Origin of the sequence: Brevundimonas sp. UBA4553 (assembly GCF_002387245.1) — a bacterium.
Classification (GTDB): domain Bacteria; phylum Pseudomonadota; class Alphaproteobacteria; order Caulobacterales; family Caulobacteraceae; genus Brevundimonas.
This window is the reverse complement of record NZ_DGLD01000014.1, coordinates 67,715-90,438: the sequence shown is the minus strand read 5'-3', so window position 1 is coordinate 90,438 and position 22,724 is coordinate 67,715. Positions and strand designations below refer to the sequence as shown.

General features: G+C 66.4%; 27 protein-coding genes. 15 read left to right on the top strand and 12 right to left on the bottom strand.

Going from position 1 to position 22,724, the window contains the following annotated elements:
* Positions 1–7 precede the first annotated feature (7 nt).
* Entirely contained in the window at positions 8–622 is a 615-nt protein-coding gene (locus B4A39_RS09925; protein WP_292036067.1) for a TetR/AcrR family transcriptional regulator, read from the top strand.
* On the opposite strand, the gene pdxH is transcribed toward B4A39_RS09925, so the two are convergent.
* Positions 623–1,285, bottom strand: a complete 663-nt coding sequence (gene pdxH, locus B4A39_RS09920; RefSeq protein WP_292036064.1) for a pyridoxamine 5'-phosphate oxidase — start codon at positions 1,283–1,285, stop codon at positions 623–625.
* A gap of 155 nt (positions 1,286–1,440) precedes the next feature.
* Between pdxH and B4A39_RS09915 the strand changes: the two genes are divergently transcribed.
* From B4A39_RS09915 to B4A39_RS09900, 4 genes are all read left to right on the top strand, one after another.
* Positions 1,441–2,169, top strand: a complete 729-nt coding sequence (locus B4A39_RS09915) for a DnaJ C-terminal domain-containing protein (RefSeq protein ID WP_292036061.1) — start codon at positions 1,441–1,443, stop codon at positions 2,167–2,169.
* A 10-nt stretch (positions 2,170–2,179) separates the two neighbouring features.
* Entirely contained in the window at positions 2,180–3,265 is a 1,086-nt protein-coding gene (gene aroC / locus B4A39_RS09910) for a chorismate synthase (RefSeq protein WP_292036056.1), read from the top strand.
* Between the two features lie 85 nt (positions 3,266–3,350).
* Complete coding sequence (locus B4A39_RS09905) at positions 3,351–4,046, top strand: pirin family protein (protein WP_292036053.1); 696 nt, start codon at positions 3,351–3,353, stop codon at positions 4,044–4,046.
* Between the two features lie 213 nt (positions 4,047–4,259).
* Positions 4,260–4,532: a hypothetical protein gene (locus B4A39_RS09900; RefSeq protein WP_292036050.1), complete on the top strand. Its 273-nt coding sequence runs from the start codon at positions 4,260–4,262 to the stop codon at positions 4,530–4,532.
* A gap of 3 nt (positions 4,533–4,535) precedes the next feature.
* On the opposite strand, the gene B4A39_RS09895 is transcribed toward B4A39_RS09900, so the two are convergent.
* From B4A39_RS09895 to queC, 3 genes are all read right to left on the bottom strand, one after another.
* A complete protein-coding gene (locus B4A39_RS09895; protein ID WP_292036047.1) occupies positions 4,536–5,804 on the bottom strand; it encodes a hypothetical protein in 1,269 nt (422 codons plus the stop codon).
* A gap of 99 nt (positions 5,805–5,903) precedes the next feature.
* Complete coding sequence (gene queE, locus B4A39_RS09890) at positions 5,904–6,539, bottom strand: 7-carboxy-7-deazaguanine synthase (RefSeq protein ID WP_292036043.1); 636 nt, start codon at positions 6,537–6,539, stop codon at positions 5,904–5,906.
* Complete coding sequence (gene queC / locus B4A39_RS09885) at positions 6,536–7,255, bottom strand: 7-cyano-7-deazaguanine synthase QueC (protein ID WP_292036039.1); 720 nt, start codon at positions 7,253–7,255, stop codon at positions 6,536–6,538. The genes queE and queC overlap by 4 nt, the downstream gene beginning before the upstream one ends.
* A gap of 208 nt (positions 7,256–7,463) precedes the next feature.
* Between queC and B4A39_RS09880 the strand changes: the two genes are divergently transcribed.
* From B4A39_RS09880 to B4A39_RS09855, 6 genes are all read left to right on the top strand, one after another.
* Positions 7,464–9,083 carry a response regulator gene (locus B4A39_RS09880; protein ID WP_292036036.1) on the top strand — a complete coding sequence of 540 codons (1,620 nt, stop codon included), beginning with the start codon at positions 7,464–7,466 and terminating at the stop codon, positions 9,081–9,083.
* A gap of 142 nt (positions 9,084–9,225) precedes the next feature.
* The gene (locus B4A39_RS09875; protein WP_292036034.1) at positions 9,226–9,711 is read left to right on the top strand and encodes a PaaI family thioesterase; all 486 of its coding nucleotides are present in this window, start codon (positions 9,226–9,228) and stop codon (positions 9,709–9,711) included.
* A complete protein-coding gene (locus tag B4A39_RS09870; RefSeq protein WP_292036031.1) occupies positions 9,708–10,115 on the top strand; it encodes a PaaI family thioesterase in 408 nt (135 codons plus the stop codon). Before B4A39_RS09875 ends, B4A39_RS09870 begins: the two co-directional genes overlap by 4 nt.
* 115 nt (positions 10,116–10,230) lie before the next feature.
* On the top strand, positions 10,231–10,578 hold the full coding sequence (locus B4A39_RS09865) for a hypothetical protein (RefSeq protein WP_292036027.1): 348 nt from the start codon (positions 10,231–10,233) through the stop codon (positions 10,576–10,578).
* A gap of 90 nt (positions 10,579–10,668) precedes the next feature.
* Positions 10,669–11,103 carry a hypothetical protein gene (locus B4A39_RS09860; RefSeq protein ID WP_292036024.1) on the top strand — a complete coding sequence of 145 codons (435 nt, stop codon included), beginning with the start codon at positions 10,669–10,671 and terminating at the stop codon, positions 11,101–11,103.
* Between the two features lie 58 nt (positions 11,104–11,161).
* Entirely contained in the window at positions 11,162–11,797 is a 636-nt protein-coding gene (locus tag B4A39_RS09855; protein ID WP_292036021.1) for a S24 family peptidase, read from the top strand.
* An 89-nt stretch (positions 11,798–11,886) separates the two neighbouring features.
* Here the strand turns inward: B4A39_RS09855 and B4A39_RS09850 are convergent, their stop codons facing one another.
* From B4A39_RS09850 to B4A39_RS09830, 5 genes are all read right to left on the bottom strand, one after another.
* Positions 11,887–12,366, bottom strand: coding sequence for an SH3 domain-containing protein (locus B4A39_RS09850; RefSeq protein WP_292036017.1), 480 nt, complete (start codon positions 12,364–12,366; stop codon positions 11,887–11,889).
* A 175-nt stretch (positions 12,367–12,541) separates the two neighbouring features.
* Positions 12,542–14,224, bottom strand: a complete 1,683-nt coding sequence (locus tag B4A39_RS09845) for a lysine--tRNA ligase (RefSeq protein WP_292036016.1) — start codon at positions 14,222–14,224, stop codon at positions 12,542–12,544.
* Positions 14,225–14,273: 49 nt separating this feature from the next.
* A complete protein-coding gene (locus tag B4A39_RS09840) occupies positions 14,274–14,732 on the bottom strand; it encodes a MaoC family dehydratase (protein ID WP_292036014.1) in 459 nt (152 codons plus the stop codon).
* A gap of 109 nt (positions 14,733–14,841) precedes the next feature.
* Positions 14,842–15,312, bottom strand: coding sequence for a hypothetical protein (locus B4A39_RS09835; RefSeq protein WP_292036011.1), 471 nt, complete (start codon positions 15,310–15,312; stop codon positions 14,842–14,844).
* A gap of 30 nt (positions 15,313–15,342) precedes the next feature.
* Complete coding sequence (locus B4A39_RS09830) at positions 15,343–15,753, bottom strand: hypothetical protein (protein ID WP_292036008.1); 411 nt, start codon at positions 15,751–15,753, stop codon at positions 15,343–15,345.
* Between the two features lie 116 nt (positions 15,754–15,869).
* Between B4A39_RS09830 and queA the strand changes: the two genes are divergently transcribed.
* The 3 genes from queA to tgt all read left to right on the top strand — a co-directional run bounded on the left by queA (position 15,870) and on the right by tgt (position 18,686).
* Positions 15,870–16,961 (top strand): tRNA preQ1(34) S-adenosylmethionine ribosyltransferase-isomerase QueA, encoded by a 1,092-nt coding sequence (queA, locus tag B4A39_RS09825; RefSeq protein WP_292036005.1) that lies wholly within the window; start codon positions 15,870–15,872, stop codon positions 16,959–16,961.
* Positions 16,958–17,425 (top strand): hypothetical protein, encoded by a 468-nt coding sequence (locus tag B4A39_RS09820; protein WP_292036002.1) that lies wholly within the window; start codon positions 16,958–16,960, stop codon positions 17,423–17,425. Before queA ends, B4A39_RS09820 begins: the two co-directional genes overlap by 4 nt.
* Positions 17,426–17,570: 145 nt before the next feature.
* Complete coding sequence (tgt, locus tag B4A39_RS09815) at positions 17,571–18,686, top strand: tRNA guanosine(34) transglycosylase Tgt (protein ID WP_292036332.1); 1,116 nt, start codon at positions 17,571–17,573, stop codon at positions 18,684–18,686.
* Here tgt and B4A39_RS09810 read toward each other — a convergent pair.
* The gene (locus B4A39_RS09810) at positions 18,683–19,243 is read right to left on the bottom strand and encodes a hypothetical protein (protein WP_292035998.1); all 561 of its coding nucleotides are present in this window, start codon (positions 19,241–19,243) and stop codon (positions 18,683–18,685) included. The two genes, tgt and B4A39_RS09810, sit on opposite strands and share 4 nt — an antisense overlap.
* 141 nt (positions 19,244–19,384) lie before the next feature.
* Here B4A39_RS09810 and B4A39_RS09805 point away from each other — a divergent pair, with 141 nt between their 5' ends.
* Positions 19,385–19,633 (top strand): hypothetical protein, encoded by a 249-nt coding sequence (locus B4A39_RS09805; protein WP_292035995.1) that lies wholly within the window; start codon positions 19,385–19,387, stop codon positions 19,631–19,633.
* Positions 19,634–19,639: 6 nt separating this feature from the next.
* On the opposite strand, the gene B4A39_RS09800 is transcribed toward B4A39_RS09805, so the two are convergent.
* On the bottom strand, positions 19,640–21,823 hold the full coding sequence (locus B4A39_RS09800) for a TonB-dependent receptor (RefSeq protein ID WP_292035992.1): 2,184 nt from the start codon (positions 21,821–21,823) through the stop codon (positions 19,640–19,642).
* Positions 21,824–22,157: 334 nt separating this feature from the next.
* Positions 22,158–22,634, bottom strand: a complete 477-nt coding sequence (locus B4A39_RS09795) for a hypothetical protein (RefSeq protein ID WP_292035989.1) — start codon at positions 22,632–22,634, stop codon at positions 22,158–22,160.
* Positions 22,635–22,724 lie beyond the last annotated feature (90 nt).

Here is a 22,724-nt window from a genome sequence, read left to right as displayed (position 1 = left end):
TCCACCGATGACCGCCTTGGTCCACGAGCTTGACGACCCTAGACGCGCCGCCATCGTGCGGCAGGCGCGGTCGCACTTCATCAACGAGGGATACGCCGGCACCCGAATGGAGCCGATCGCTCGGGAAGCCGGCGTCTCGACGGCCACGCTCTACGCCTTCTTCGACAGCAAGGCCGTGTTGTTCGAAGCCGTGATCAACGACGCGTCGGAAGACTTCGCCCGCCACATGGGCGCCGTCACCGTGGCGTCAGGAACGCCTCGCGAACGGTTGAACGCCTTCATCGGCGCCTATGCCGAGTTCATGAGCGATAGCTTCGTGCGTTCGGTCTTCCGCCTGGTTCTGGCCGAGCGGCCGCGCTTCGAGGCGATCGCCATGCACTTTTTCGAACGCGGCCGGAACGACTTCGGCGCCGTGCTGATGAGCATGCTCAGCGAAATGACCGCCGAGGGCCAGATGAAGGTCAGCAAGCCCTCATGGGCGGCGGGCCAGTTGATGGGGATGGTCGAGCACCCCGTCTTCTTCGTTCCCCTGGTCACCGGGGGGGACGTCGTGTCTGAACGAACGCCGCGCGCCATCGCGGAAGAGGCCGTTGAAACCTTCCTGGCGCGCTACGCCGCCTGATCAGGGCCAGAGGCGTGTCCGCGTCCAGGCCCCGCCCTGAAGATCAAAGCGAAGGCGATCGTGCAGCCGGAACGGCCGATCACGCCAGAATTCGATCTGCTGCGGCGTTACCCGCCAGCCGGTCCAGCGATCAGGCCGAGGCACGTCCCGATCCGCGAAGCCCGCCGTCTGCTCGGCCACCCGCGTTTCCAGAACGGCTCGGCTTTCCAGCGGGCGCGACTGATCCGACGCCCAGGCGCCGATGCGGCTTTCACGGGCCCGACTGGCGAAATAGGCGTCTGCTTCCGCCTCCGACACCGCTTCAACAACGCCGCGAATACGGACCTGTCGGCGCAGGCTCTTCCAGTGGAAGAGCAAGGCGGCTGAGGGATGCGCCCACAACTGCTCGCCCTTGGCGCTTTCCTGGTTGGAGAAGAAGGTGAAGCCCCGCGCGTCGACATCCTTCAGCAAGACCATGCGCGCATCCGGCAGGCCGTCCGCGTCGACTGTGGCCAGCGTCATGGCGTTGGCGTCGTTCGGCTCCGACGCCTTGGCCGCCTGAAGCCAGTCGACAAACAGGGCGAAGGGATCGTCGCGCTGGAAGATGCTCTCGTCGCCGTTGGCCGCCAGTTGGGCGGCGTAATCCTCAACGGAGGGGCTGGGCGGGATCACGGACTGGGTCATGGCGCGAATCTCTACACCCGCATTTCCTCTACGTCATCAGGTGTGGACTAACCCGCGACATCAAGCTTCACCGTGCAGATTTTCGGCCGTGTCATTTGCGCCAAACGCCCCAGGGTTAACCCGGTCTTGACCATATCCGGTCGAGGTTGGCGACCATGTGCGCGGACGCTCTCACCCTCCAAAACGCCCGGACCCTGCTGGGTCTGACCGGCGCCGTCGGCGGCGACAGCCTGAGGGCGGCGTTCCGAGCTGCGGTCAAGACGGCGCGGCCGGACCTGCCCGGCGGCGACGCCGAGACCTTCCGCCGCGTCATCGCCGCCTATCGTCTGCTGCAGGCGCAGACCCTGGCCCTGCCCGCCCCCACGAACGCAAGACCTTTCGTTCAGCCGCCCGCGCCCGCGCCGCTTCTGACCCTGACGCCGATGCAGGCGATCAGCGGCGGTTGCGTTCGCGTCGCGGTCGGCGCCCGCGTTCTTCTGGTCCACGCCCCGCCCGGCGTCCGCACGGGCGACAAGATCCGGTTGAAGCGCGGCGGCGCCGAGGGAGCCGACCTCTTCCTGCCCGTCCTGATCCGGCCCGCCGACGGCCTGTCGGTGCTCGGCGGCGATCTGTTCATGTCCTGGGCGGTGCCGCAGCGCATGATGGACGACGGCGGTCGCATCGAGATCATGACCCACGCCGGTCTGCGCTCGTCCTGGCTGGTGCCCGACATGGTCGAGCCGGTGCGTCTGCGCCTCAAGGGCCTGGGCCTGCCCGCACGCGGCAGCCGCCCCGCCGGCGACCTGTTCGTCAAGCTGGAGGCCTCGGCCGACCTGCCCTCGGCGGCCGAAGACCTGCTGCTTCGCTTCACGCGGGTCTGGACGCCAGAGCGCATCGCGGCCTAAGCCGTATTTCATGTCGCACAATACCTTCGGTCATCTGTTCCGCGTCACCACCTGGGGCGAAAGCCACGGCCCGGCGATCGGCTGCGTCGTCGACGGCTGCCCGCCGCTGATCCCGCTGACCGAGGCCGACATCCAGCCCCTGCTCGACCTGAGGAAGCCCGGCGGCAGCCGCTTCGTCACCCAGCGGCAGGAGGCCGATCAGGTCCGCATCCTGTCCGGCGTCTTCGACGACGGCAACGGCCCGGTCACCACCGGCACGCCGATCAGTCTGATGATCGAGAACACCGACCAGCGCTCCAAGGACTACGGCGAGATCGCCCGCGCCTTTCGCCCCGGCCACGCCGACTTCGCCTATCAGGCCAAGTATGGCGTCCGCGATCACCGCGGCGGCGGGCGCTCGTCCGCCCGCGAAACAGCCAGCCGCGTGGCGGCGGGCGCCGTGGCCCGCAAGGTCTTGGGTGAGACCATCCGCATCCGCGCCGGTGTGGTCCAACTGGGCCCGCACCGCATCGCCGACGAAGCCCTCGACTTCGATGCCGTCTATGACAACGCCTTGTTCGCCGCCTCCGCCGACGTTGTCCCCGCGTGGGAGGAATACCTCGACAGCGTGCGCAAGGCCGGCTCCTCCATCGGCGCCGTCGTAGCGCTGGAGGTCACGGGCGTTCCCGCTGGCTGGGGCGCGCCTCTCTACGCCAAGCTGGACGCCGAACTGGCCTCGGGCCTGATGTCTATCAACGCGGTCAAGGGCGTCGAAATCGGCGCGGGCTTCGGCGCCGCCGAACTGACGGGCGAGGACAACGCCGACGAAATGCGCCTGGGCGACGATGGTCTGCCGGTCTTCCTGTCGAACAAGGCGGGCGGCGTCCTGGGCGGCATTTCTACCGGCCAGCCGCTGACGGCCCGCGTGGCGTTCAAGCCCACCTCCTCTATCCTGACCCTGCGCCAGACCATCAACCGCGACGGTGCCGAGGTCGATCTGCGCACCAAGGGCCGTCACGACCCCTGCGTCGCCCTGCGCGGCGTGCCCGTGGTCGAGGCCATGGCCGCCATCGTCCTGGCCGACGCCATGCTGCGCCACCGGGCGCAGATGGGCTGACAGCAAACTGAAACCAAGACAGTTGCAAATAGGATTTGGCGATCCTATCTAGGTCTCAAGCATTTCTCGCACGGGAGACCGAACCATGATCGACGTCAGACCTTTCAACACCCTCGGCGGCGCCAACCACGGCTGGCTGAACGCCAAACACCACTTCTCGTTCGCCAACTACTATGATCCCAAGCGCATGGGCTGGGGCCGTCTGCGCGTCTGGAACGACGACGAGATCGGCGCTCGCTCGGGCTTTCCGCCCCACCCCCACGCCGACATGGAGATCATCACCTATGTCCGCACCGGCGCCATCACCCATGAGGACTCGATGGGCAACAAGGGCCGCACCGGCGCGGGCGACGTTCAGGTGATGAGCGCGGGCACGGGCGTGCGTCACTCCGAGTTCAACCTCGAGAACGAGACGACTACCCTGTTCCAGATCTGGATCGAGACCGACAAGCCGGGCGCCCAACCGTCGTGGGGCCAGCGCGAATTCCCCAAAAACGACCGCTCGGGCCGCTTCACCGTCGTCGCTTCGGGCGATCCGGCTGACGAGGCCCTGTCGATCAACGCCGACGCCAAGATTCTGGCGGCGACGCTGAAGGCGGGCGAGAGCCTGACCTATGACCTGACCGCCGGTCGCCGCGCCTATCTGGTGCCCGCCGTGGGCCGGGTGGACGTCAACGGAACCACGCTCAACGCCCGTGACGGCGCCGGCATCGTCGACGAGCCGACCATCACCATCACGGCCAGCGAAGACGCTGAACTGGTCATGGTCGACAGCCTGTAGAGGGCCACCTCTGTCATCCCGGAAGCGGCGCAGCCGTTGTCCGGGACCCAGGCGGCGGCTCATGTCGCCTCCTGCCCCTTTCGCTTCCACCGTCTAGGTCCCGGGTTCCGCTTTTTGCGGCCCCGGGATGACGGCCGGAGGGTGCGGGCCATCATCCCGCCGTCAGCCTCTGTTCACTTCTGACGCGTAGGATCAGCGCTTCGGGAGCTTCTCATGACCAAACCCTTCGCGCGGGCGACCGCCCTTCTGGCCGTCGTCGGCGGCACGCTGCTGCTGCAAGGCTGCGTCGTCGGCGCCGTGGTGGGCGCAGGGGCCGCCGTCGTCGGAGGCACGGCCAAGGCGACCGGCGCGGTGGTCGGCGCGGGCTTTGACGCCGTCACCACGTCCGACGAGGAAACCAAGGCCAAACGCGAACGCGAGCAACGCGACTACGAACGCGAACAGCGCCGCTGTGAACAACGCCAGCGCCAGGGCAAGGACTGCTAGCGTCTAATCCATGCCGAACGACCAGGCGTGGCCGAACTGCAGATAGAAGACAACGCCGTCTGAGCCATAGGCGACGTCCACTCCGGCATCGAGGCCGAACTGGCGCGCGATGCGGTATCGAAAGCCGACGCCGCCTGTATAGAGCGCGCCGGAATCCTTGTAGATTCTGGACGATCGGGCATCGGCGAAGCTCACTCCGGCGAAGGCCAGGAACGCCCAACGCTCGTCCTTACGCCACGTCACCTCGGCTTCGGAGGCGTAGGTGTTCATGCCCTGATAGCGCGCCGCCGGCGTGCCGCGCAGATTGACTGCAGGGGCATAATAGATGGGGAAATCGCCCCGGATGGCGTCGGCTTCAAACTTCACGCCGTAGTGCAGGCGCTGGGAGGCTTCGCCGAACACATAGGCTGATCCCGCATACTCCTCATAGTCGCGGTCGCTGCCGAAGGCGTCGCGATTGTATTTGGCTTCGGCCAGAGCGTTCACGCCCTTGGTCGGCGTCAGGGGGTTGTCGCGAGAGTCGAAGTGCAGCCCCAATCCCAGAGCGCCCGTCTGCATGTCCTGACCGAACTCTCCGGCGAACGCGTCAGGCAAGCCCTGCACGTCCAGGGTCGAACGCAATTTTCGAAAATCGAACAGCGGCCCGAACGAGATACGGTCGTCGCTGAAACGCCACTGGGCTGAGCCCACGACCCCATAATCATATCGGCTGGTGTACTCGATCCCCTCAGGCGCGAAGCCGGGATAGCTATCAAGCGTCACCTTGCCTCGGCCAATCGCGAACCTGTAACTCAGGCGTCCGTCCATGGCGTAGCCGGATTGGAGGTAGCCGACGCCGCTGGAACCGTTTCCTGTCTTGAAAGCGGCCAGGACACGGCGAGTGATCTGTCGCGGATGGTCGGGAGATGAGGACAGGAAGGCCGCCGCCACACCGCCGCCGCCGCCGACAGCGGGCTCGGTGATGATGATCGGAACCGGGATGAATCCGCCATTGGCCAGAATGGTCGAAAAATCCAGATAGCCGTCCTGGGCGTCAAAGAAGCGGTCGCGAAATCTGGGCTTGTGCGGCTGAGATGCGTCGTCCTGGACGGCGGGTTGTACCAGCGCGTCCGACGCCGTCTCCTCCCCAGTGTTCGCCTGGGGAGCCTCTTGCGCACGAATGGAGCCGACGCCGGCCATAGTCGACAGTAGAAGCGCGACCACCGCCGACCAGGCCCATCGCTGGATGCCCAGCGTAGCCTGCCTGCTGTCTGTCTGGCGAGCGTTCTTCACCTGTTCATTGAACGCGAACAGACTGGATGCAGCTATCGGGAGAAACCCGCAGGCCGGCTCGGGGCGCGCTTGAGTTCGACCGTCCCTGCTACGCCTCGCCTATCGCACCCCGATATACTTGTGCGTCTGGACGCTGAGACGCCACTGGGGATGGGTCAGGCAGTATTCGATGGCCGCGGCGGTGTTGGCGACCTGGTCTGGGCCGTCCATGGGCTGCAGCCAGAAACGCTCGAAATCCAGGCTCTCGAACCGGTCAGGCATGGCCAGCGGCTGAGGGAACACCAGCTTCAGTTCCTGGCCCGAGGCCTGGACCACCGGCGCGTCGGCCTTGGGGCTGATGCAGATCCAGTCGACGCCCTCCGGCGCGACGAGCGTGCCGTTGCTCTCGATGGCGACTTCGAACCCGCGCGCGTGCAGCGCCTCGATCAGAGGCGCGTCCAGCTGCATCAGGGGCTCGCCGCCGGTGCAGACGACCAGTTTCGGATCGCCCTCGCGGCCCCGCCACATGCCCGCGACATGGTCGGCCATCAGGTCGGCGGTCTTGAACTTGCCTCCGCCGTCGCCGTTCACGCCGACGAAATCCGTGTCGCAAAAGGAGCAGACGGCGGTGGCGCGGTCCCGCTCCAGCCCGCTCCACAGGTTGCAGCCGGCGAAGCGCAGGAACACGGCGGGCCGCCCAGCCTGACCGCCTTCCCCTTGCACTGTCAGAAAGACTTCCTTGGCCGAATAGGTCACGCGCGCGCCGCCCATTCGGCGTAACCGGCGGCCCGCAGGTCGCACGCCGGGCACGTTCCGCAGCCGTAGCCCCAGTCATGGCGGTGCGTCCGGTCGCCCAGATAGCAGGTGTGGCTGGCCTCCACGATCATCTCGACCAGCGCCGCCCCGCCGATGCGCTCGGCCAGAGCCCAGGTGTCGGCCTTGGTGAGGAACATCAGCGGCGTCTCGATCGGCGACGGCTTGGCCAAGCCCAGGGTCAGGGCCTGAGCCATGGCCTGGATCGTGTCGTTGCGGCAATCCGGATAGCCGGAGAAGTCGGTCTCACACATGCCGCCGACCAGAACCTCGAGCCCTCGCCGGTCGGCCAGCGCCGCCGCCGCGACCAGAAAGATCAGGTTGCGTCCCGGCACGAAGGTGTTGGGCAAGCCCCGCGCGTCGGCCTCGATGGCTCGGTCCGTGGTCATGGCCGTCTCGCCGATAGCCCCGAAACCCGTCAGATCGACGACGTGGTCCGACCCCAGCCGCCCGGCCCATTGCGGCAGGACATTCACCATCTCTTCGCGCACCGTCTGGCGCGCCTGCATCTCGACCGCATGACGCTGGCCATAGTCGAAGCCGATGGTCTCGACGCGGTCATACCGTTCCAGCGCCCACGCCAGGCAGGTGGCGCTGTCCTGCCCGCCCGAAAACAGGACAAGGGCCGACTTTTCAGAAGCTTGCGACGGAACGCTCATGACAAACCTGCGGTCGGCCGGCGGCCGCGCGCATCCAGTGAGAAACAGGGAAAGATCGGATCAGAGCGCTCTATACGCCAGTCGGCGCCGTGTCGCAAAACAAGAGCGCTCAACCCCTTTTCGTCAGATTGAGCATTTTTGATTCGCCTTAACCCTTATGCAAAGGATTCCCGGCCAGTGTAAAACTCCACTGTGGAGTGCCGGCCGTATGCCGACGATCGAAGTGCTGACCGAGCGTGTAGAGCCTGTCTCCGCCACCGCCATGGCGGGCGAGGTCTTTGCGCGTTTCCAGCGCGAGCCCGACACCCTGGTGATCCCGGTCGTTGATGGTGACCGCCCCCTGGGCCTGATCGAACGCGCCGACTTCCTGATGAAGCTGGCCGGCCCCCTGGGCCAGAGCCTCTACGGCGCGCGCGAAGTCACCCACATCATGGCCGACGAGCCGGCGGTGGTCGAAGCCGGCGTTCGCATCGACTCCTTTTCCGACATCATCCTGAAGAGCGGGCCTGGCGCGCTGATGCGCGGCTTCATCGTCACCCGCAACGGCGCCTATCGCGGGGTCGGTACGGCCGTCTCCCTGCTGCGCGCCGTCAACGCCATCCAACGCGAACAGAACCTCGAGCTGACCGAACAGGTCCGCGTCCTGAGCAACGCCGAAATCCAGGCCGCGGCGACCGCCCGCGCCAAGAGCCAGTTCATGGGCCTGATGAGCCGCGAACTGCGAACGCCAATGAACGGCGTCCTGGCCGTCGCCGAACTGCTGCGCCGCCAACCGCTGAACGACGCGGCCATCGCCCATGTTCAGACCATCGTCGATTCTTCCGAAACCCTGCTGGACACCTTGCAGGACGCCCTCGATCTGGCACGGGCCGAAGCGGGCGAACTGGATCTGACGATGGCCCCGACGCCGCTGCGCGCCGTCATGGATCAGGTTCAGACCCAGTGGGCGCCGCGCGCCGCTCAGGACGGCGTCACCCTGCTCGTCGGCTACGAAGGCGACACCGAACTGGCGAGCGTCCTGGATGGCCCACGCCTGACCCAGGTTTTCAACAACCTGATCGGCCATGCCCTGAAGTTCGCGCGTAACGGCATGGTGGAGGCCAGCCTGAAGGCGCTGGTCATCGGCGATCAGGTACGTCTGGAAGCCCGCGTTCGCGACGACGGCCCTGGCCTGGACGACACGCGCATCGATCAGGTCTTCGACGCAGCCTCCGCTCCGGACGGCGCCGGCCTCAGCCTTTCGATCTGCCGCCACATCGTCGAACAGATGAACGGCCGCATCTGGGCCGAGAACAACGCCGGCCGCGGCGCCACCTTCGCGTTCGACCTGTCGGCGCCTCGCGCCATCATCCAGCAGGATGAGCCGTCGAACGTCTCCAGCCTGGACGAACTGGATCTGCAGGCCCGCCCGCACATCCTGATCGCCGACGACAACGCCACCAACCGCGTGGTGGCTCAGGCCCTGTGCGAAATGTTCGGTTGCACGTCGGAAACGGTTGAAGACGGTCAGGAAGCCCTGGAAGCAGTCCAGTCTCGCCCGTTCGACCTGATCCTGATGGATATCAAGATGCCGCGCATGGACGGGGTCCAGGCCACACAGGCCATTCGCGCCCTGCCCGGCGACAGCCGCAACATCCCGATCGTCGCCCTGACCGCCAACGCAGATCCCGACGACGCGAAACATTACCTGGCCGTCGGCATGGCGGCCGTGGTCGAAAAGCCGATCAAGCCCGAGCGCCTGCGCATGGCGATGAACGCGGCCCTCGCCACGCCGACCGCCGCCGCCACCAGCGAAGTCCAAGCCTCGCGAAGCCGCCCCGCGGCCTGAGTTCCGCCGCTCGTCCGCATAGGCAGGACCGCTTCGCGCGGTTGGGACGAACCTCAACTATGGACAAGCCCCCACGCCGCGCTCCACCAAGAGGGGGCTGCGGCCGCTGACGACCGCAGGCCGCCTGAACAAGGACGTGTCTATGACGGATCAGTTCCTCACCACCCTTCTGCCTCAACTTGCCTCTGGCGCCGCCCACACCCACGCTCTCGGGTTTCGATATGAAGGACTTGAGGGCGATCGCGTCCGCCTTCGCCTGCCCTATCGCGACGACCTGGTCGGCGATCCCGAGACGGGTGTTCTGGCTGGCGGCCTTGTCACGACCTTGCTGGACCACGTCGGCGGGCTGGCCGTCTGGGTTGGATTGAAGACTTATCAACCCATCGCCACCCTGGATCTGCGGGTGGACTATATGCGCGCCGCCAGTCCCGGGCATGACCTGATCGCCGAGGCGCGCTGCTATCGGCTGACGCGCAGCATCGGCTTCGTGCGCGCCTGGGCCTTCGAGGACGACCCGGCCGATCCCGTCGCCGCCGCCCAGTCCGCCTATGTCATCAGCGCCGAGGGAGACCACCGCGCCGGCGCCAATCTCCGCGCCAGGGCCAGCCAGACCGGAGACGCCGCATGACCGCTGCCCTGCTGGACCGTCTGCCCTACGCTCGCTTCCTCGGGCTTCAGACGCAGCTCAACGGCGACGATCTGACGGTCGTCATGCCGTTCGCCGAACACCTGATCGGCAACCCCATGCTGCCAGCCCTTCACGGGGGCTCCACCGCCGCCTTGCTGGAGATGACCGCGGTGGCCCAGGTATCGCTCAGCTACCCGCGCCTGCGACTCCCTCGGCCGATCAATGTGACTGTCGCCTACCTGCGGTCGGGCCGACCCAGCGACGTCTTCGCCCAGGCCCGCATCAGCAAGGCGGGGCGACGAGTCGCCTATGTCACAGCCGAAGCCTGGCAGCAGGGCCGCGACCAACCCATCGCCGCCCTGACCGCCCATTTCCTGCTCGACGCCGGAGAGGACACAACCTGACAAGGACGAAAATCTACCAGGGGTTGAATATAACTTCTGGTAAACAAAACGCTATCAAACACCCTTAATACGCGTTAAGAAACGGCGGTGTTTTTCTTTATTGAGGGGTAAAGTCATGGACCGCACTGAAGTGATTGCTGGCGTTGCCGGCGAACTCTACGCCACCGAAAAAGCGGTGGATGACGCCATCACCCACGCCACCACCCTGGTTCAATCGATGATCGGCGCCCGCGCCGCCTTGTCGATCTCGCCGGTGTCCGGCGCCGCGTCTCAAGCCAAGGCTATCGAGGCCATCATGGCTTTGAGCACCGCCCGTGACGCCGTCGTGGCCTGCCACGCCGAGCTGCAAAAAGACCACCGTCGCCTCGGCTACGGCGTCTACGCCGCCGGCCCGGTCAACAAGCCTGACGAGTGGGACGACCGCCCCATGACCCGCCAGGACCGCCACCTGCGCGTTGCGTGAAATTACGGTAACCTAGAGGATCGGCTCTCCGGTTCCTGGTGACTCTGAGTTATGTTCGCCCCCATTGTCTTACGACAGTGGGGGCGATTCATGTTTGAGACGGTAGCGGCCTATATCGGCGCCGCCTTCATGGTCATTGTCGGCATGTTCGCCCTGCTCAAGGGTGGCGAACCGGAACGCATCGGCGCCGGGACCTATCTGATGGCCTGGTTCGCATCCGTGCTGGTCCAGAGCAATGCGGGCCTCACGGGCGTGCAGTGGGCCATGTTCGCGATCGATGTAGCGGTGTTGCTGGTCTTCATCGCCATGGTCTGGAAGGCGCCCCGGTCCTGGCCGGTGTGGGCGTGCGCCTTGCAGCTTCTGACGGTGACCAGCCACGTCATGATCATGCTGGATCTGCGTACGCCGGTCTCGGCCTTCTACACCGTCGTCAACATGACCGGCTACGGCATCATGCTGGCTATCGCCATCGGAACCTTCTGGGCCTGGCAGGAGCGGCGCGCAATCGGCGCAGACGCCGAGTAGGTGGATATTCCTATCGGGATGGGATAATTCGTCAGGCGCCGCCTTTCGGGAATCGCCTGTGCCCCTCTCCCACGCCAAGCTCTGGAAAGCTCTGGACGAACTGGCCCGTCGCGAAAGCACGTCGCCGTCTGGCCTGGCGCGCCGCGCTGGCCTTGACGCCACCAGCTTCAATCCGTCCAAGCGCTTTGGTCCCGGCGAGCCGCCCCGCCCGCGCTGGCCGTCGACTGAAAGCCTGACACGGGTTCTGGAGGCGACCGGCCTTTCATTGGGGGCCTTCGCCGCCTTGGCCGATGAGGGGCCGCGCGAGGCCCGCTCCATTCCCCTGCTAGGCTTGGCCAAGGCCGGCGCGGACGGCTTTTTCGACGACGCCGGCCTGCCCCTGGCCGAGGGGTGGGATCAGACTGAACTGCCCGCTCACAAGGACAGCCTTTTCAGCCTGACCATCGACGGGGACTCCATGGCCCCCCTGTATCGCCCCGGCGATCGCGTGATCGTGGACCTAGAGGCGGCCGATGTCCGACGCGGAGACCGCGCGGTCGTGCGAACCGCCCATGGCGAAACCCTGGCCAAGGAAATCGCGGCCATGAACGCCCGCGATGTCACCCTGTCCTCGATCAACCCGAACTATCCGCCACGGGTGCTGCCTCGCCACGACATTGCGTGGATGGCCCGCATCCTTTGGGTCAGCCAATAGCCGGACGGCGCTCCGCTCCCGCACGACAAGGCAGCAAAAAGCCGCCCCTTCTCAGGGACGGCTCTTCGTTTACGCGCGATGCGACGCCCTTAGTTCTGAGCGACGTAGTGGGCGTTCACCCAACCGCCGCCGGCGATCTGGACCCATTCACCCTGCGAACCGATCGCCGTGAACGGCTGACCCGCCGACAGAGTGCCGGCCTGACGGTAGTTGGTGCCAGGACCCGATCGAATCCGCAGGTTCGACGTGGCGCGGTACGAGTTGGCGGCCGCCTGGTTGGCCGAACGCGCGCGCTGCTGGTTGCAGCCGATGTAGGAGCCGGCGGCGGCGCCAGCGCCGGCGCCCACCACGGCGCCTAGGGCGCGCTCGTTCTTGGACACCTGGCTGCCGGCCAGGCCGCCCAGCACAGCGCCGATCGCGGCGCCGGCGCGCTGACGGCCGCCCGGCGCATCACAGTTTGTGACACCGTTGGCTTGCGGCATGGCGCTGGCGGTCATCGGCACGGCGGCCGAACCCAGAGCAGCGAACATAGCGGTGGCGGCCAGACCCGCCTTGAAGAATTTCGACATGTCTCTCTCCTGTCATCGAGTGTCGTGAGGAGGAGAATGCGCCGGCGAAGCTGAAGGCTCCCCCGGCCTCGCCGTTATATTCGGTTCATGTTTGTTAGGGCCTACCGCCCTTCGGGCTACTTGAGGCCCAGACGCCAAGAAAAAGCCGCCGCAGTTGCGGCGGCTCTCTTCCCGATCAGGCGGCTAGTTCGCCGTTCGCGCCCGCTTCGATCAGTGCGATGGTCTGCGGCAGGCCATAGATAGCCGCAAACGACCCGAAGCGCGGGCCCTGCGAGGCGCCCAGCAGCACCTCATACAGCGCCTGGAACCAGGCCCGCAGGGGCTCGAACTCATGCGCCTTGCCCACGGCATAGATCTCGCCCTGAATGGCCTCGCCGTCGGTCGTGTCCGCGGGCAGAGCCTTCAAACGTTCGGCCAGATCCAGCAGCGCCGCCTTCTCCTTGTCGTCGGGCAGACGATAGGTCTTCGAGGGCTTCACGAAGTCCTCGTAGTAGTTCAGCGCATAGCCCATCAGCCGATCCAATACCGGCTCGTTCTCGGGCGTGGCCTCCGGCAGGTATTTGGCGAAATAGGCCCACAACTGGTCTTTGCTGGACGCGTTGGCCACGCCCACCAGGTTCAGCAGCAGGGCGAAGGATACCGGCGAGGCGCTCTCGGGCGGCTGACCCGAGTGGATGTGCCAGACGGCGTTGTCGATCTGTTTGGCCGGTTCCTGCGTCTTGTACTGCTCGATGAAGGACAGATAGTCGTCCGTCGCGCGCGGAATGACGTTGAAGTGCAGGCTCTTGGCCGACTTCGGCGACTGGAACATGTACCAGCTCAGGCTCTCGGGCGTGCCGTAACGCAGCCACTCGTCCATCGTCAGCCCGTTGCCCTTGGACTTGGAGATCTTCTTGCCCTCGACATCGAGGAAGAGCTCGTAGTTGAAGCCTTCCGGCGACGTGCCGCCCAGGGCGCGACAGATTTTGCCGCTCTCGCGCACGCTCTCGATCAGGTCCTTGCCCGACATCTCGTAATCGACGTCCAGCGCAGTCCAGCGCATGGCCCAGTCGGGCTTCCATTGCAGCTTCACATGGCCGCCGGTGACGGGAACCTCGGTGCGCCCGCCATCCTCGCTCTTGGCGGGATCGACAAAGACGATGGTCCCGCGCTCGACGTTGCGCTCCAGCGTCGGCACCTGCAGCACGTGGCCGGTGATCGGGCTGATCGGCAAGAAAGGCGAGTAGGTCGCGCGGCGCTCCTCGCCCAGGGTCGGGAGCATGATGCCCATGACCTTGTCGAAGCGTTCCAGCAGGGTCAGCAGGGTCGTGTCGAACCGGCCCGACCGATAGGTCTCGGTCGAGGACATGAACTCGTAGTCGAAGCCGAAGCTGTCGAGGAAGGCGCGCAGTCGAGCGTTGTTGTGCGCGCCAAAGCTGTCATGCGTGCCGAACGGATCGCGCACCTTGGTCAGCGGCAGGTGCAGGTCCTCGCGCAGCATCTCCGGGTTCGGCACGCCCTCGGGCACCTTGCGCAAGCCGTCCATGTCGTCAGAGAAAGCGATCAGGCGCGTGCGCCAGTGGTCGCCGGTCAGGGCGCGAAACGCATTGCGCACCATGGTCGTGCGCGCCACCTCGCCAAAGGTGCCCATGTGCGGCAGGCCCGACGGGCCGTAACCCGTCTCCAGGATCACCGGCCGGTTCAGCGCCTCGAAGGTCGCCAGAGCCTCATCCGTCTTGCCCGCGTCGATCAGCAGCTTCGCCGCATCGCGCTCCGCGTCCGACAGCCGTTTTTTGAGCACGTGGGCCAGCAGGTTGCGCGCTTGCTCAAACGGCCACGAACGGGCCTCACGGGACAGGGTTTCAAGGTTCTGAAGCATCCACGGGCTTTGACGCCTTGAACGCCCGCGGTCAACCGCAGCGGGCGGATCAGAGCCGTGCGGCGGCGTTCCTGGGCAGTTGCATCTGGTTCTCGAAGCTCAAAGCCAGATCGCCGTCCTGATTGGTCACCCAGGTCTTGGTGCGAACCACCCCGCGATCGGGCTGGCTCTTCGACGGGCGGATCTCCATGATCTCGCGGCGCGCGGTCAGCGTGTCGCCGGGCCGCACCGGCCGCACCCACCACAGCGCGTCGATGTTCATGCCCAGCAAGGGGGTCGCACCGAAATAGCCCGCGTCCACGAATTCGCGCATCACTCGTGAGGCGACATGCCAGCCGCTGGCGATCAGACCGCCAAAACGACCCTCGGCGGCGGCGACCGGATCGATATGCATGGGTTGCGGATCGAACTGGGTCGCGAAGGCGATAACCTCCGCCTCCGTGATCGTGAAGGGTTCACCCGTCCAGGTTTCGCCGACGCTCAGGTCATCCAGATAGCGATCGGTCATGGGGCGGCTCCGTGTTTGGCGGCATCGTCAGGCGACCAGGACCACCTGACCAGCGCCTCGTACAGGAAGGTCGCGGCCGATCACCAGAGCGGCGAACGGAAAACAGTGATCAGCGCCGCACGCCGAGCGTCAGCGCGACCACGGCAAGACCGGCCGACACCACCAGAGCGTCTTCGATCAGGCCGCTGCGGGTTTGGCCGATCCGGGCCATCGCCCGCTTGCGTCCGTTAAGAGTCAGATAGGCCAGCGGCACGGCGGTCGACACCGCCAGCGCTGCGCCGGTCCGCTCGCGTCCCTGCGGCGCCAAGGCCGCGCCGGCGATGCCCGCGCTCATCACGCGCGCCAGCAGGCCGAGGAAGACCGTTCGATCCGGCGCGGACTTCATCTTGTCGCCCAGCAGTTCACCCACGCCCATGGCCAGCGCGCCGAACTTGAACACGGGATGGTTCAGCAGGAAGAGCCGACCCGGGGTCGGTCGATGCGCGAGGCGCGCCGCGGCCAGAGCCGCCATGGGTGTCATCGAGCGGGCGCTGGCCACGCCGCCGATCAGGACGGAAGGAAGCAGGGACGGAGCTTTCATCTTCGTCCAACACCGCAGCCGGTTGAAGGTTCAGCGCTCGGCTTCGGCCTGGCCGGCCCCATCGCCCCCGACGCCCGGCACGGCCACGCATCGCTGACGCGTGCCGCCTGTGGCCGCCGGTTCGACACGCGGCGCCACGGAGCTGACGGTCGTCCCGTCCGCCGCATAGGTCGCCAGGAACTGACAACCCGTCTGCAGATCAGTCAGCACATAGACACCCGGCTGATCCGTTTCCGTCTTCGCCAGGCGGGCGCCGACCACCATCTGCAAGGCGCTGGCCGGGTTCTCCATGATCTGCTGGGCCTGGGACGTGCGATTGTTAATCGCCTGAGCGGCGGCTTCGGCCTGGGCGGCCGTGTCCTGGATTTCCTGAAGGGCGGAGGTGTCCACCTCGCAGCCGGAAACGAACAGGGTCAGGGCGGAAACGGCAAACGGGATCATGGCTTTCATGCCCTCTTATCTCTCGCCGCGCCGTCGGCGTCAGTCGGACACAAGGTCACGGCGCATCCGCCGTCTGTCTTGACCCGGAGCCCGCCTCGTGGCCTTTGCCCCACCTCATGCTGACCTCAGATTTCGACTTCGACCTGCCCGATGACTGCATCGCGCTGCGCCCCGCCGAGCCGCGAGATTCCGCCCGCCTGCTGGTGGTGAAGGACGGCGCGCTGGACGACCGGATCATCCGCGACCTGCCGGACTTCCTGCAACCGGGCGACGCCCTGGTGTTCAATGACACACGAGTTATCCCGGCGCGCCTGTCGGGCGTGCGTCAGCGGATCGGACCGGAAGGCGAGACCCTGACCGTAGAGGTCGAGGCCACCCTGCACCACCGTGATGCCCCCGACGTCTGGTCCGCCTTCATGAAGCCGGGCAAGCGGCTGAAGGCCGGCGACCGGGTGAGGTTCGGCCGCCAGGCGGACGGCGCCTGCGAGTTGGGCCGCCTCGACGCCACCGTCGAGGCCAAGGATGAAGACGGCCTGATCACCCTCCGCTTCGACCTGGCGGGTCCGGCGTTGGACGACGCCATTCGCGACGTGGGGGTCATGCCCCTGCCCCCCTATATCGCGGCCAAGCGGCCCGAGGACGACCGCGACCTGAAGGACTATCAGACGGTCTTCGCGACCTATGACGGCTCGGTCGCCGCGCCGACGGCTGGTCTGCACTTCACCCCCGCCCTGCTGGAGGCGATCCGCGCGCGCGGCGTCAGCACCCACGCCGTGACCCTGCACGTCGGCGCCGGCACCTTCCTACCGGTCAAGGCTGACGACACCAACGACCACAAGATGCACAGCGAGTGGGGCGAGGTCTCGCCCGAGACCGCCGTCGCCCTGAACGCCGTCCGCGCCGCCGGCGGCCGCATCGTCTGCGTCGGTACCACCAGCTTGCGCCTGCTGGAAAGCGCCACGACCGAGGACGGCGTGGTCCAACCTTTCCACGGCGACACGGCCATCTTCATCACGCCCGGCTACCGCTTCCGCGCCTGCGACGTGCTTATGACCAACTTCCACCTGCCGAAGTCGACGTTGTTCATGCTGGTCAGCGCCTTCGCCGGGCTGAAGACCATGCGCGCCGCGTACGCCCACGCCATCGACAGCGGCTACCGCTTCTATTCTTATGGCGATGGGAGCCTGCTGTTCAGGAAGGATGCATGACCGACGACCTGCCCGACGATTTCGCCGCTTCCCTGGACATCCTCGCCTCGGCGGCGAGCGAGATGCAGGATCCGTGGTGGATCTTCGGCGGGGCGGCCATGGTGTTGTGGGGCCTGCGCGACTGGCGTGCACCGGACATCGACGTCCTGTGCAGCCCACGCGACGCGCGTCGCCTGATCGAGGCCCTGCACGGCGAGGTCACGCCTGATCCCGGCGAGGGCCTTTTCCGGTCTCAGGTCTTCGGTCAGATCCTGACCACGCCGGTGCCGCTCGACGTCATGGCCAATATGGACGTGCGAGCCGGCGGCGACTGGGTGCCCGTGACCTTCTCCACCCGTGTGCCGATCGCCTTGGAGGACTTCTCCGTCTTCACGCCGTCGATCAATGAGCAGATCGAGACCTGCCGCCTGTTCGGCCGCCCCAAGGACCTGCAACGCGCCGAAATGCTGGAAAGCCTGCGCTAGGCTTGCTTCCACCGCTCATCTCCGAGGAGCCGAGCAGTTCTTTGGGTGACAGAGCGGACCCCCATATGCTTGAGAGCCACAAGCCAGCCGCATGGGCATGGCTAAAGCCTTACGTCCCCGCCTCCGCGGGGATGAGCGGAGTGACCTGTTGCCCTTTCCCTTCCAGATCAACGCTACTGAAGGCCGCGCCCGCACCGGGGTGCTGAAGACCCCGCGCGGCGACATTCGCACCCCCGCCTTCATGCCCGTCGGCACCGCCGCCACCGTCAAGGCCATGGCGGTGGATCAGGTCAAGCAGACCGGCGCCGACATCCTGCTGGGCAACACCTATCACCTGATGCTGCGCCCCGGCCCGGAGCGGATGGAGCGCCTCGGCGGCCTTCACAACTTCATGCGCTGGGACAAACCGATCCTGACGGACTCGGGCGGCTTCCAGGTCATGAGCCTGTCGGGCATCTCCAAACTGACCGAGGAGGCGGTGACCTTCTCCAGCCACATCGACGGCTCCAAGCATGTCCTGACGCCGGAACGCTCGATCCAGATCCAGGCCGACCGCCTGGGCTCCGACATCGTCATGCAGCTGGACGAATGCGTGGCCTGGCCCGCCGAGGAAAAGCGCGCCCGCCAGGGCATGGAGCTGTCGGCCCGCTGGGCGCAGCGCTCCAAGAACGCCTTCGGCACCCGCGACACACAGGCCCTGTTCGGCATCCAGCAGGGTTCGACCTATGAGAACCTGCGACGCGAATCGTCGGAGCGACTGCAGGAGATCGGCTTCGACGGCTACGCCATCGGCGGCCTGGCCGTCGGAGAAGGCCATGAAGCCATGTGCGAGGTTCTGGACTTCGCCCCCGAGTTCCTGCCGAAAGATCGCCCCCGCTACCTGATGGGCGTCGGCAAGCCGATTGATCTGGTCGAGGCTGTCTGGCGCGGCGTCGACATGTTCGACTGCGTCCTGCCCACCCGCGCCGGGCGCCATGGTCAGGCATGGACCTGGGATGGGCCGATCAACATCAAGAACGCCCGCTTCGCTGAGGATCAGGACCCGCTGGACATGGGCGTGCCATGCCCCGCGTCCAATGATTATTCAAAGGCTTACCTGCACCACCTGATCCGCGCCGACGAGATTCTCGGCAAGATCCTGTTGAGCTGGCACAACATCGCCTTCTTCCAGGCCCTGACGGCGGCCATGCGCGAGGCGATCAGCGAGGGGCGGTTCGAGCAGTTTCGCCGCGACTTCCGCGCCCGCCACCTGAAAGCCTAAGGCCGCGCCTGACGGGGAACGAAACCGGCCGGGGCCGCCGGCGGGGCGCAGTTGCGCTGCATTCCCACGCCCTTGAGGAAGGATCGACGCCGCAGCCCCGCCTGAATGGCCGCCTGCACGTGCTTGCTGTGGGCGTCGGCGCCGCTGAGCCGGCGCACCCAGCTTCGCGCAGGAATGAAGTCGGTCATGGTGTCCCGCACGGCGTCCAGCGTCGCAGAGGCGGCGGCGTCCGCCGCGCGCTCGCTCATGTAGGATCCATCCTGCGACGGCGGCGCATCGGCATCCGGCCCCAGCGCCTCATCCAGCCGCGCAATCTCTGCGGCGATGGTGCGGCACTGGTTCAGATTGCGCAGATCATAAGGGTTGGCCTCGGCCTGAAGCAGGATGGTGGGGACTTCCTGTCGACGCAGGTTCAGGTCGTCCAGCGGCGCCGTGACGGCGACGCCCAGGCCTGCGCCCACCTGCTCCGCTCCACCCCGCGCCGAGGCGCCAGCGTTACACCCGGCGAGGATCAGCGATAAGGACACGACGGCGGCGGAGGAAATATCAGAGCGCATGCCGCCTTAAACCATACCAGCTCCGACCGGTGAAGGCTTGCGCCGCGACCGCAGGACATCCGGTCGCACCCGTTTCTTTCGTCATGACAGGAACCCGAACGCCCCTGCGTCGTTTGTTGCGCCAAGTTCGAGGAAAGTTTCGTGAATTCATACTTCTGTATAGTGAACATGCCGGGCGTTCCGGCTCGCGAAATCTGCGTCTTGAATGCCGGAAACGACGCCGACGCGCGCGATGGTCTGGCCTCCGTCGCCGCCGAATGGATCGGCTTCGACACCATTCTTCTTTACCAGGGCGAGCGGCTCATCGAGGTGACGAGCAACCCCCACCTCGGTTTCCCCCAGGACAGTCTGCTCGCGGGTGCGCCGGCCCACTGGGACAAGGCTGCCTGACGCGGTTCAAAAGCGGCGCTGCAGGCTCAGCCGCACGCTGCGACCGATCGGGTCCTGGATGTCCCGTACATAGCCAGGCGCCGGGGAGCCGTCGCCCATGTGCGCGCCGGGCCGCGCATCGAAAAGATTATCGATCTCGAGCGCCAGTTGCAGCCCGCCGCTTCTGCGGCGCGGCGCGCCCCCCTCCTCCCCCTGCGAAGCGCGGCCTGCGGACGAGGTGATCTGAAACGTGACCTTCAGGTCCGTCGCCGTATACGGCTCGGTGATCAGGTCGCGCGCGCTGTCCTGCCCGCTGACGCTGCGCGTGCGAAAGCCGCTCTGCCACCTGGCAGAAGCATTGACGCCCCATCGCCCTCGCCGCGCGTCCACCATGACCCGGGCGTCCTGGCCGGAGATCCCGCCGCCATCCCCTTTCAGGCGATCCAGATCGGGCTGACCCGCCAACAGGGCGACCGTGTTCCGCAGGCGGAAGGTGTGGCTGATCGCCACCCGCAACACCGTCGCCTCGCTCGCCGCCGCCCCTGTCGGCCGCGGCAGATTGAAGTTCAGACTGGTGTTCAGGCCTTCCGCCAGTGACGAGCGAAGATTGATGGGGCGGTAGTCGACGCTGATCAGGCGCCCGTCTTCATCCCGCAGAAACCGGTCAGGAAAGGCCGCTTCAACCTCAGCCGTCAGGTCGGGGAGCGCGCCGATCCCGTCCTCCGCCTCCAGGCGCTGATAGCCCAGGTTCGCCGACAGGCTCCATCGCGTGAAGGGTCCCAGGGCGGCATTGAGAGCCAGACTTTGCGAGCGCGGCGCTTGCAGATCCGGATTGCCGCCCCGCAACGGCAGCACTTCAACCGCTTCTCCCGTGCTGAAGTCGAACACCACCGTCGGCGCGCCGTAGTAGACAGGCTCGAACCTCTGCGCATCCGGTACGCCGTCCGTCGAGGCGGTCAAGGTTCCGTTGAGCAGCACGCCCTTGCGCGGCGTCCAGGCGATGGCGCCGTTGATCTCGTCACCGCTTCCGGCGCTGGACGCCCGCACGCCGCCGCCCACCGTAGCCAGCAGATCACCGACCAGGCGCCCCATCCGACTGTCGACGTCGGCCTTTGACAGGGTGGCCGTCAGCGAACCGCGGGCTTCGCGGGCGTTGAAGTCCAGGATGCTGCGGCTCTGCTCCCGGTCCACGACGGACCGCGTTTCAGAGATGTTGGCCGCGACATTGGCCACCATGGGTCCTGCAAAAAGCTCCATCAGCGTGCGATTGGCTGTGAGCGCCAGGCCGATTGAGCGGTTCTCGCTTCGTCGATCGGCGAGCCCCTCCTCCCGGGCGCGAGACGCCTGGGCGTTCAGGTTGGCCTGCACCGACCAGCCGACCACCTGACTGTTCAAGCCAAAGGCGGCGCCAATCGTTTCGGCGCGAAGGCGGCTGTCGACAACATCGGCCCCGAACGGGACGACGGAATAGGCGTTCCGGGCCTGACCGTTCAGGCTGAAGACGGCGGACGAGTCTCCAAGAGGCCGGGTCAGGTTCAGGTTGGCGGCGACCAGATCGACGCGAGGTTTCACGGTGACAGCGCCATGTTCGCCTCCCGCCCCGCCCACAGCTTCCAGGCCGCGGTCCCTTTCCTCCGCCCTCAATGCAGTGTCGCGTGCCAGCCGTCCGCCCCATTGCTGCGTGCTCTCGCCGCTGATGGCCGAGCGACGCAGATCGCCGGACAGGGACGATGTTCCCCCTTGTGTCGGCCGCCCGCCGATGACGCGGGCGTCGTGGCTGGAAAAGCGCCGCTGAAGAACCAGATTGATGACGCGCTGGCCGGGCGCGCCGCCATAGAGCGCGGCCGCACCCGGCGGAAGGACCTCGGCGCGCTCCAGGGCGTCGGGCGGAAAGCCGGAAAAGACGCTCGGATTGGCGACCCGCTTTCCGTTGATGATCACCATGGTCTGGGCCCCGCCGCCCAGCGTCTCATTCATGCGCTGCAGAACCTCACCGATATCCCAGGCTCCGAGGGCGTCGATTTCGGCGCCGTCCAGTTCCGTTTCGGGCGGCAGGCGCGCCGCGCCGCGCCGAATGCGCACATCGACGTCATCGACCTGGACCGGATCGTCCAGATCGGGCGCTGCGACCTGGGCCGCAGCCGGGTCAGGGGTCGGCCGGGCCGCCGGAACCTCCACGGCGACTAGACTGACGAGCGAAAGCCACAACATGCCTACTCCGCCACAGCGTGACGCTGCCTGTACCCATGACTAGAACAGATTCTCGCCCGCGCGCCTCATCTGGTCGGTGCAGGTCGCAGCTCGGTCCGGGCCAGAAGCCGACCTTCAGAGACAAGAAGAACCGGGAGCCCGAAGGCGCCCGGTCAGTTCAGGAACGGGATAGCAATGCTCGGACGGCCCCACGGCGTGGCCGGCGCACAGGACGCCCACCTCGGCATGGTCCGCACCACGAAACGCCCGCGTATCGCCTTGGGATCGATAAGCCGGCGGGAGAAAGAAGGCGCCCTGCGGCGCCTTCTCCCATTTGTCGGGCAACCTGACGCGATCAGGAGGCAGAGAGCAGCGCCTCGTTAATCGTACAGCTGCTTGGGGTGCCCGGCACGACCTGGTTAATGATGTCGATGTCATGGCCCGAACCGTTGTCGGTCACGCTGGCCGTGATGTTGCCGAGGCAGTTGCCACCGAGCACCGTCGTGGCGCCGACGCCGGTGATGGTGACCGTGGTGCTGGGGTGCGAGGCAGCGCCCACGGCGATCCATGGGCCGCTATTGGGATTCACCACGCTGCCGCAGAGGAAGCTGGCCCCGCCGCCGCCGCTAAAGGTCATACCCGTCAGATGCACATCACTGCCTACGACAGTGGCGGTCGCCGAGAAGTTGCAATCGATAGTAATCGACTGGCTGAAATTGATGACGCCGGTCACAGTTCCCGACGACGGGAAGGGCGAGGCCATGGTCGGCGCTGCGGACAGCGACGCCAGAGCAATAGCCGAAGCCAGAGCAGTCAAACGAAACTTATTCATGTCAGCTTCCTCCATTATTTACTGCACAGGCATTATTGCCTGCACACTTTTGCAATAAAGGCACTCACGCTTGCTACTACCTCAACCTAA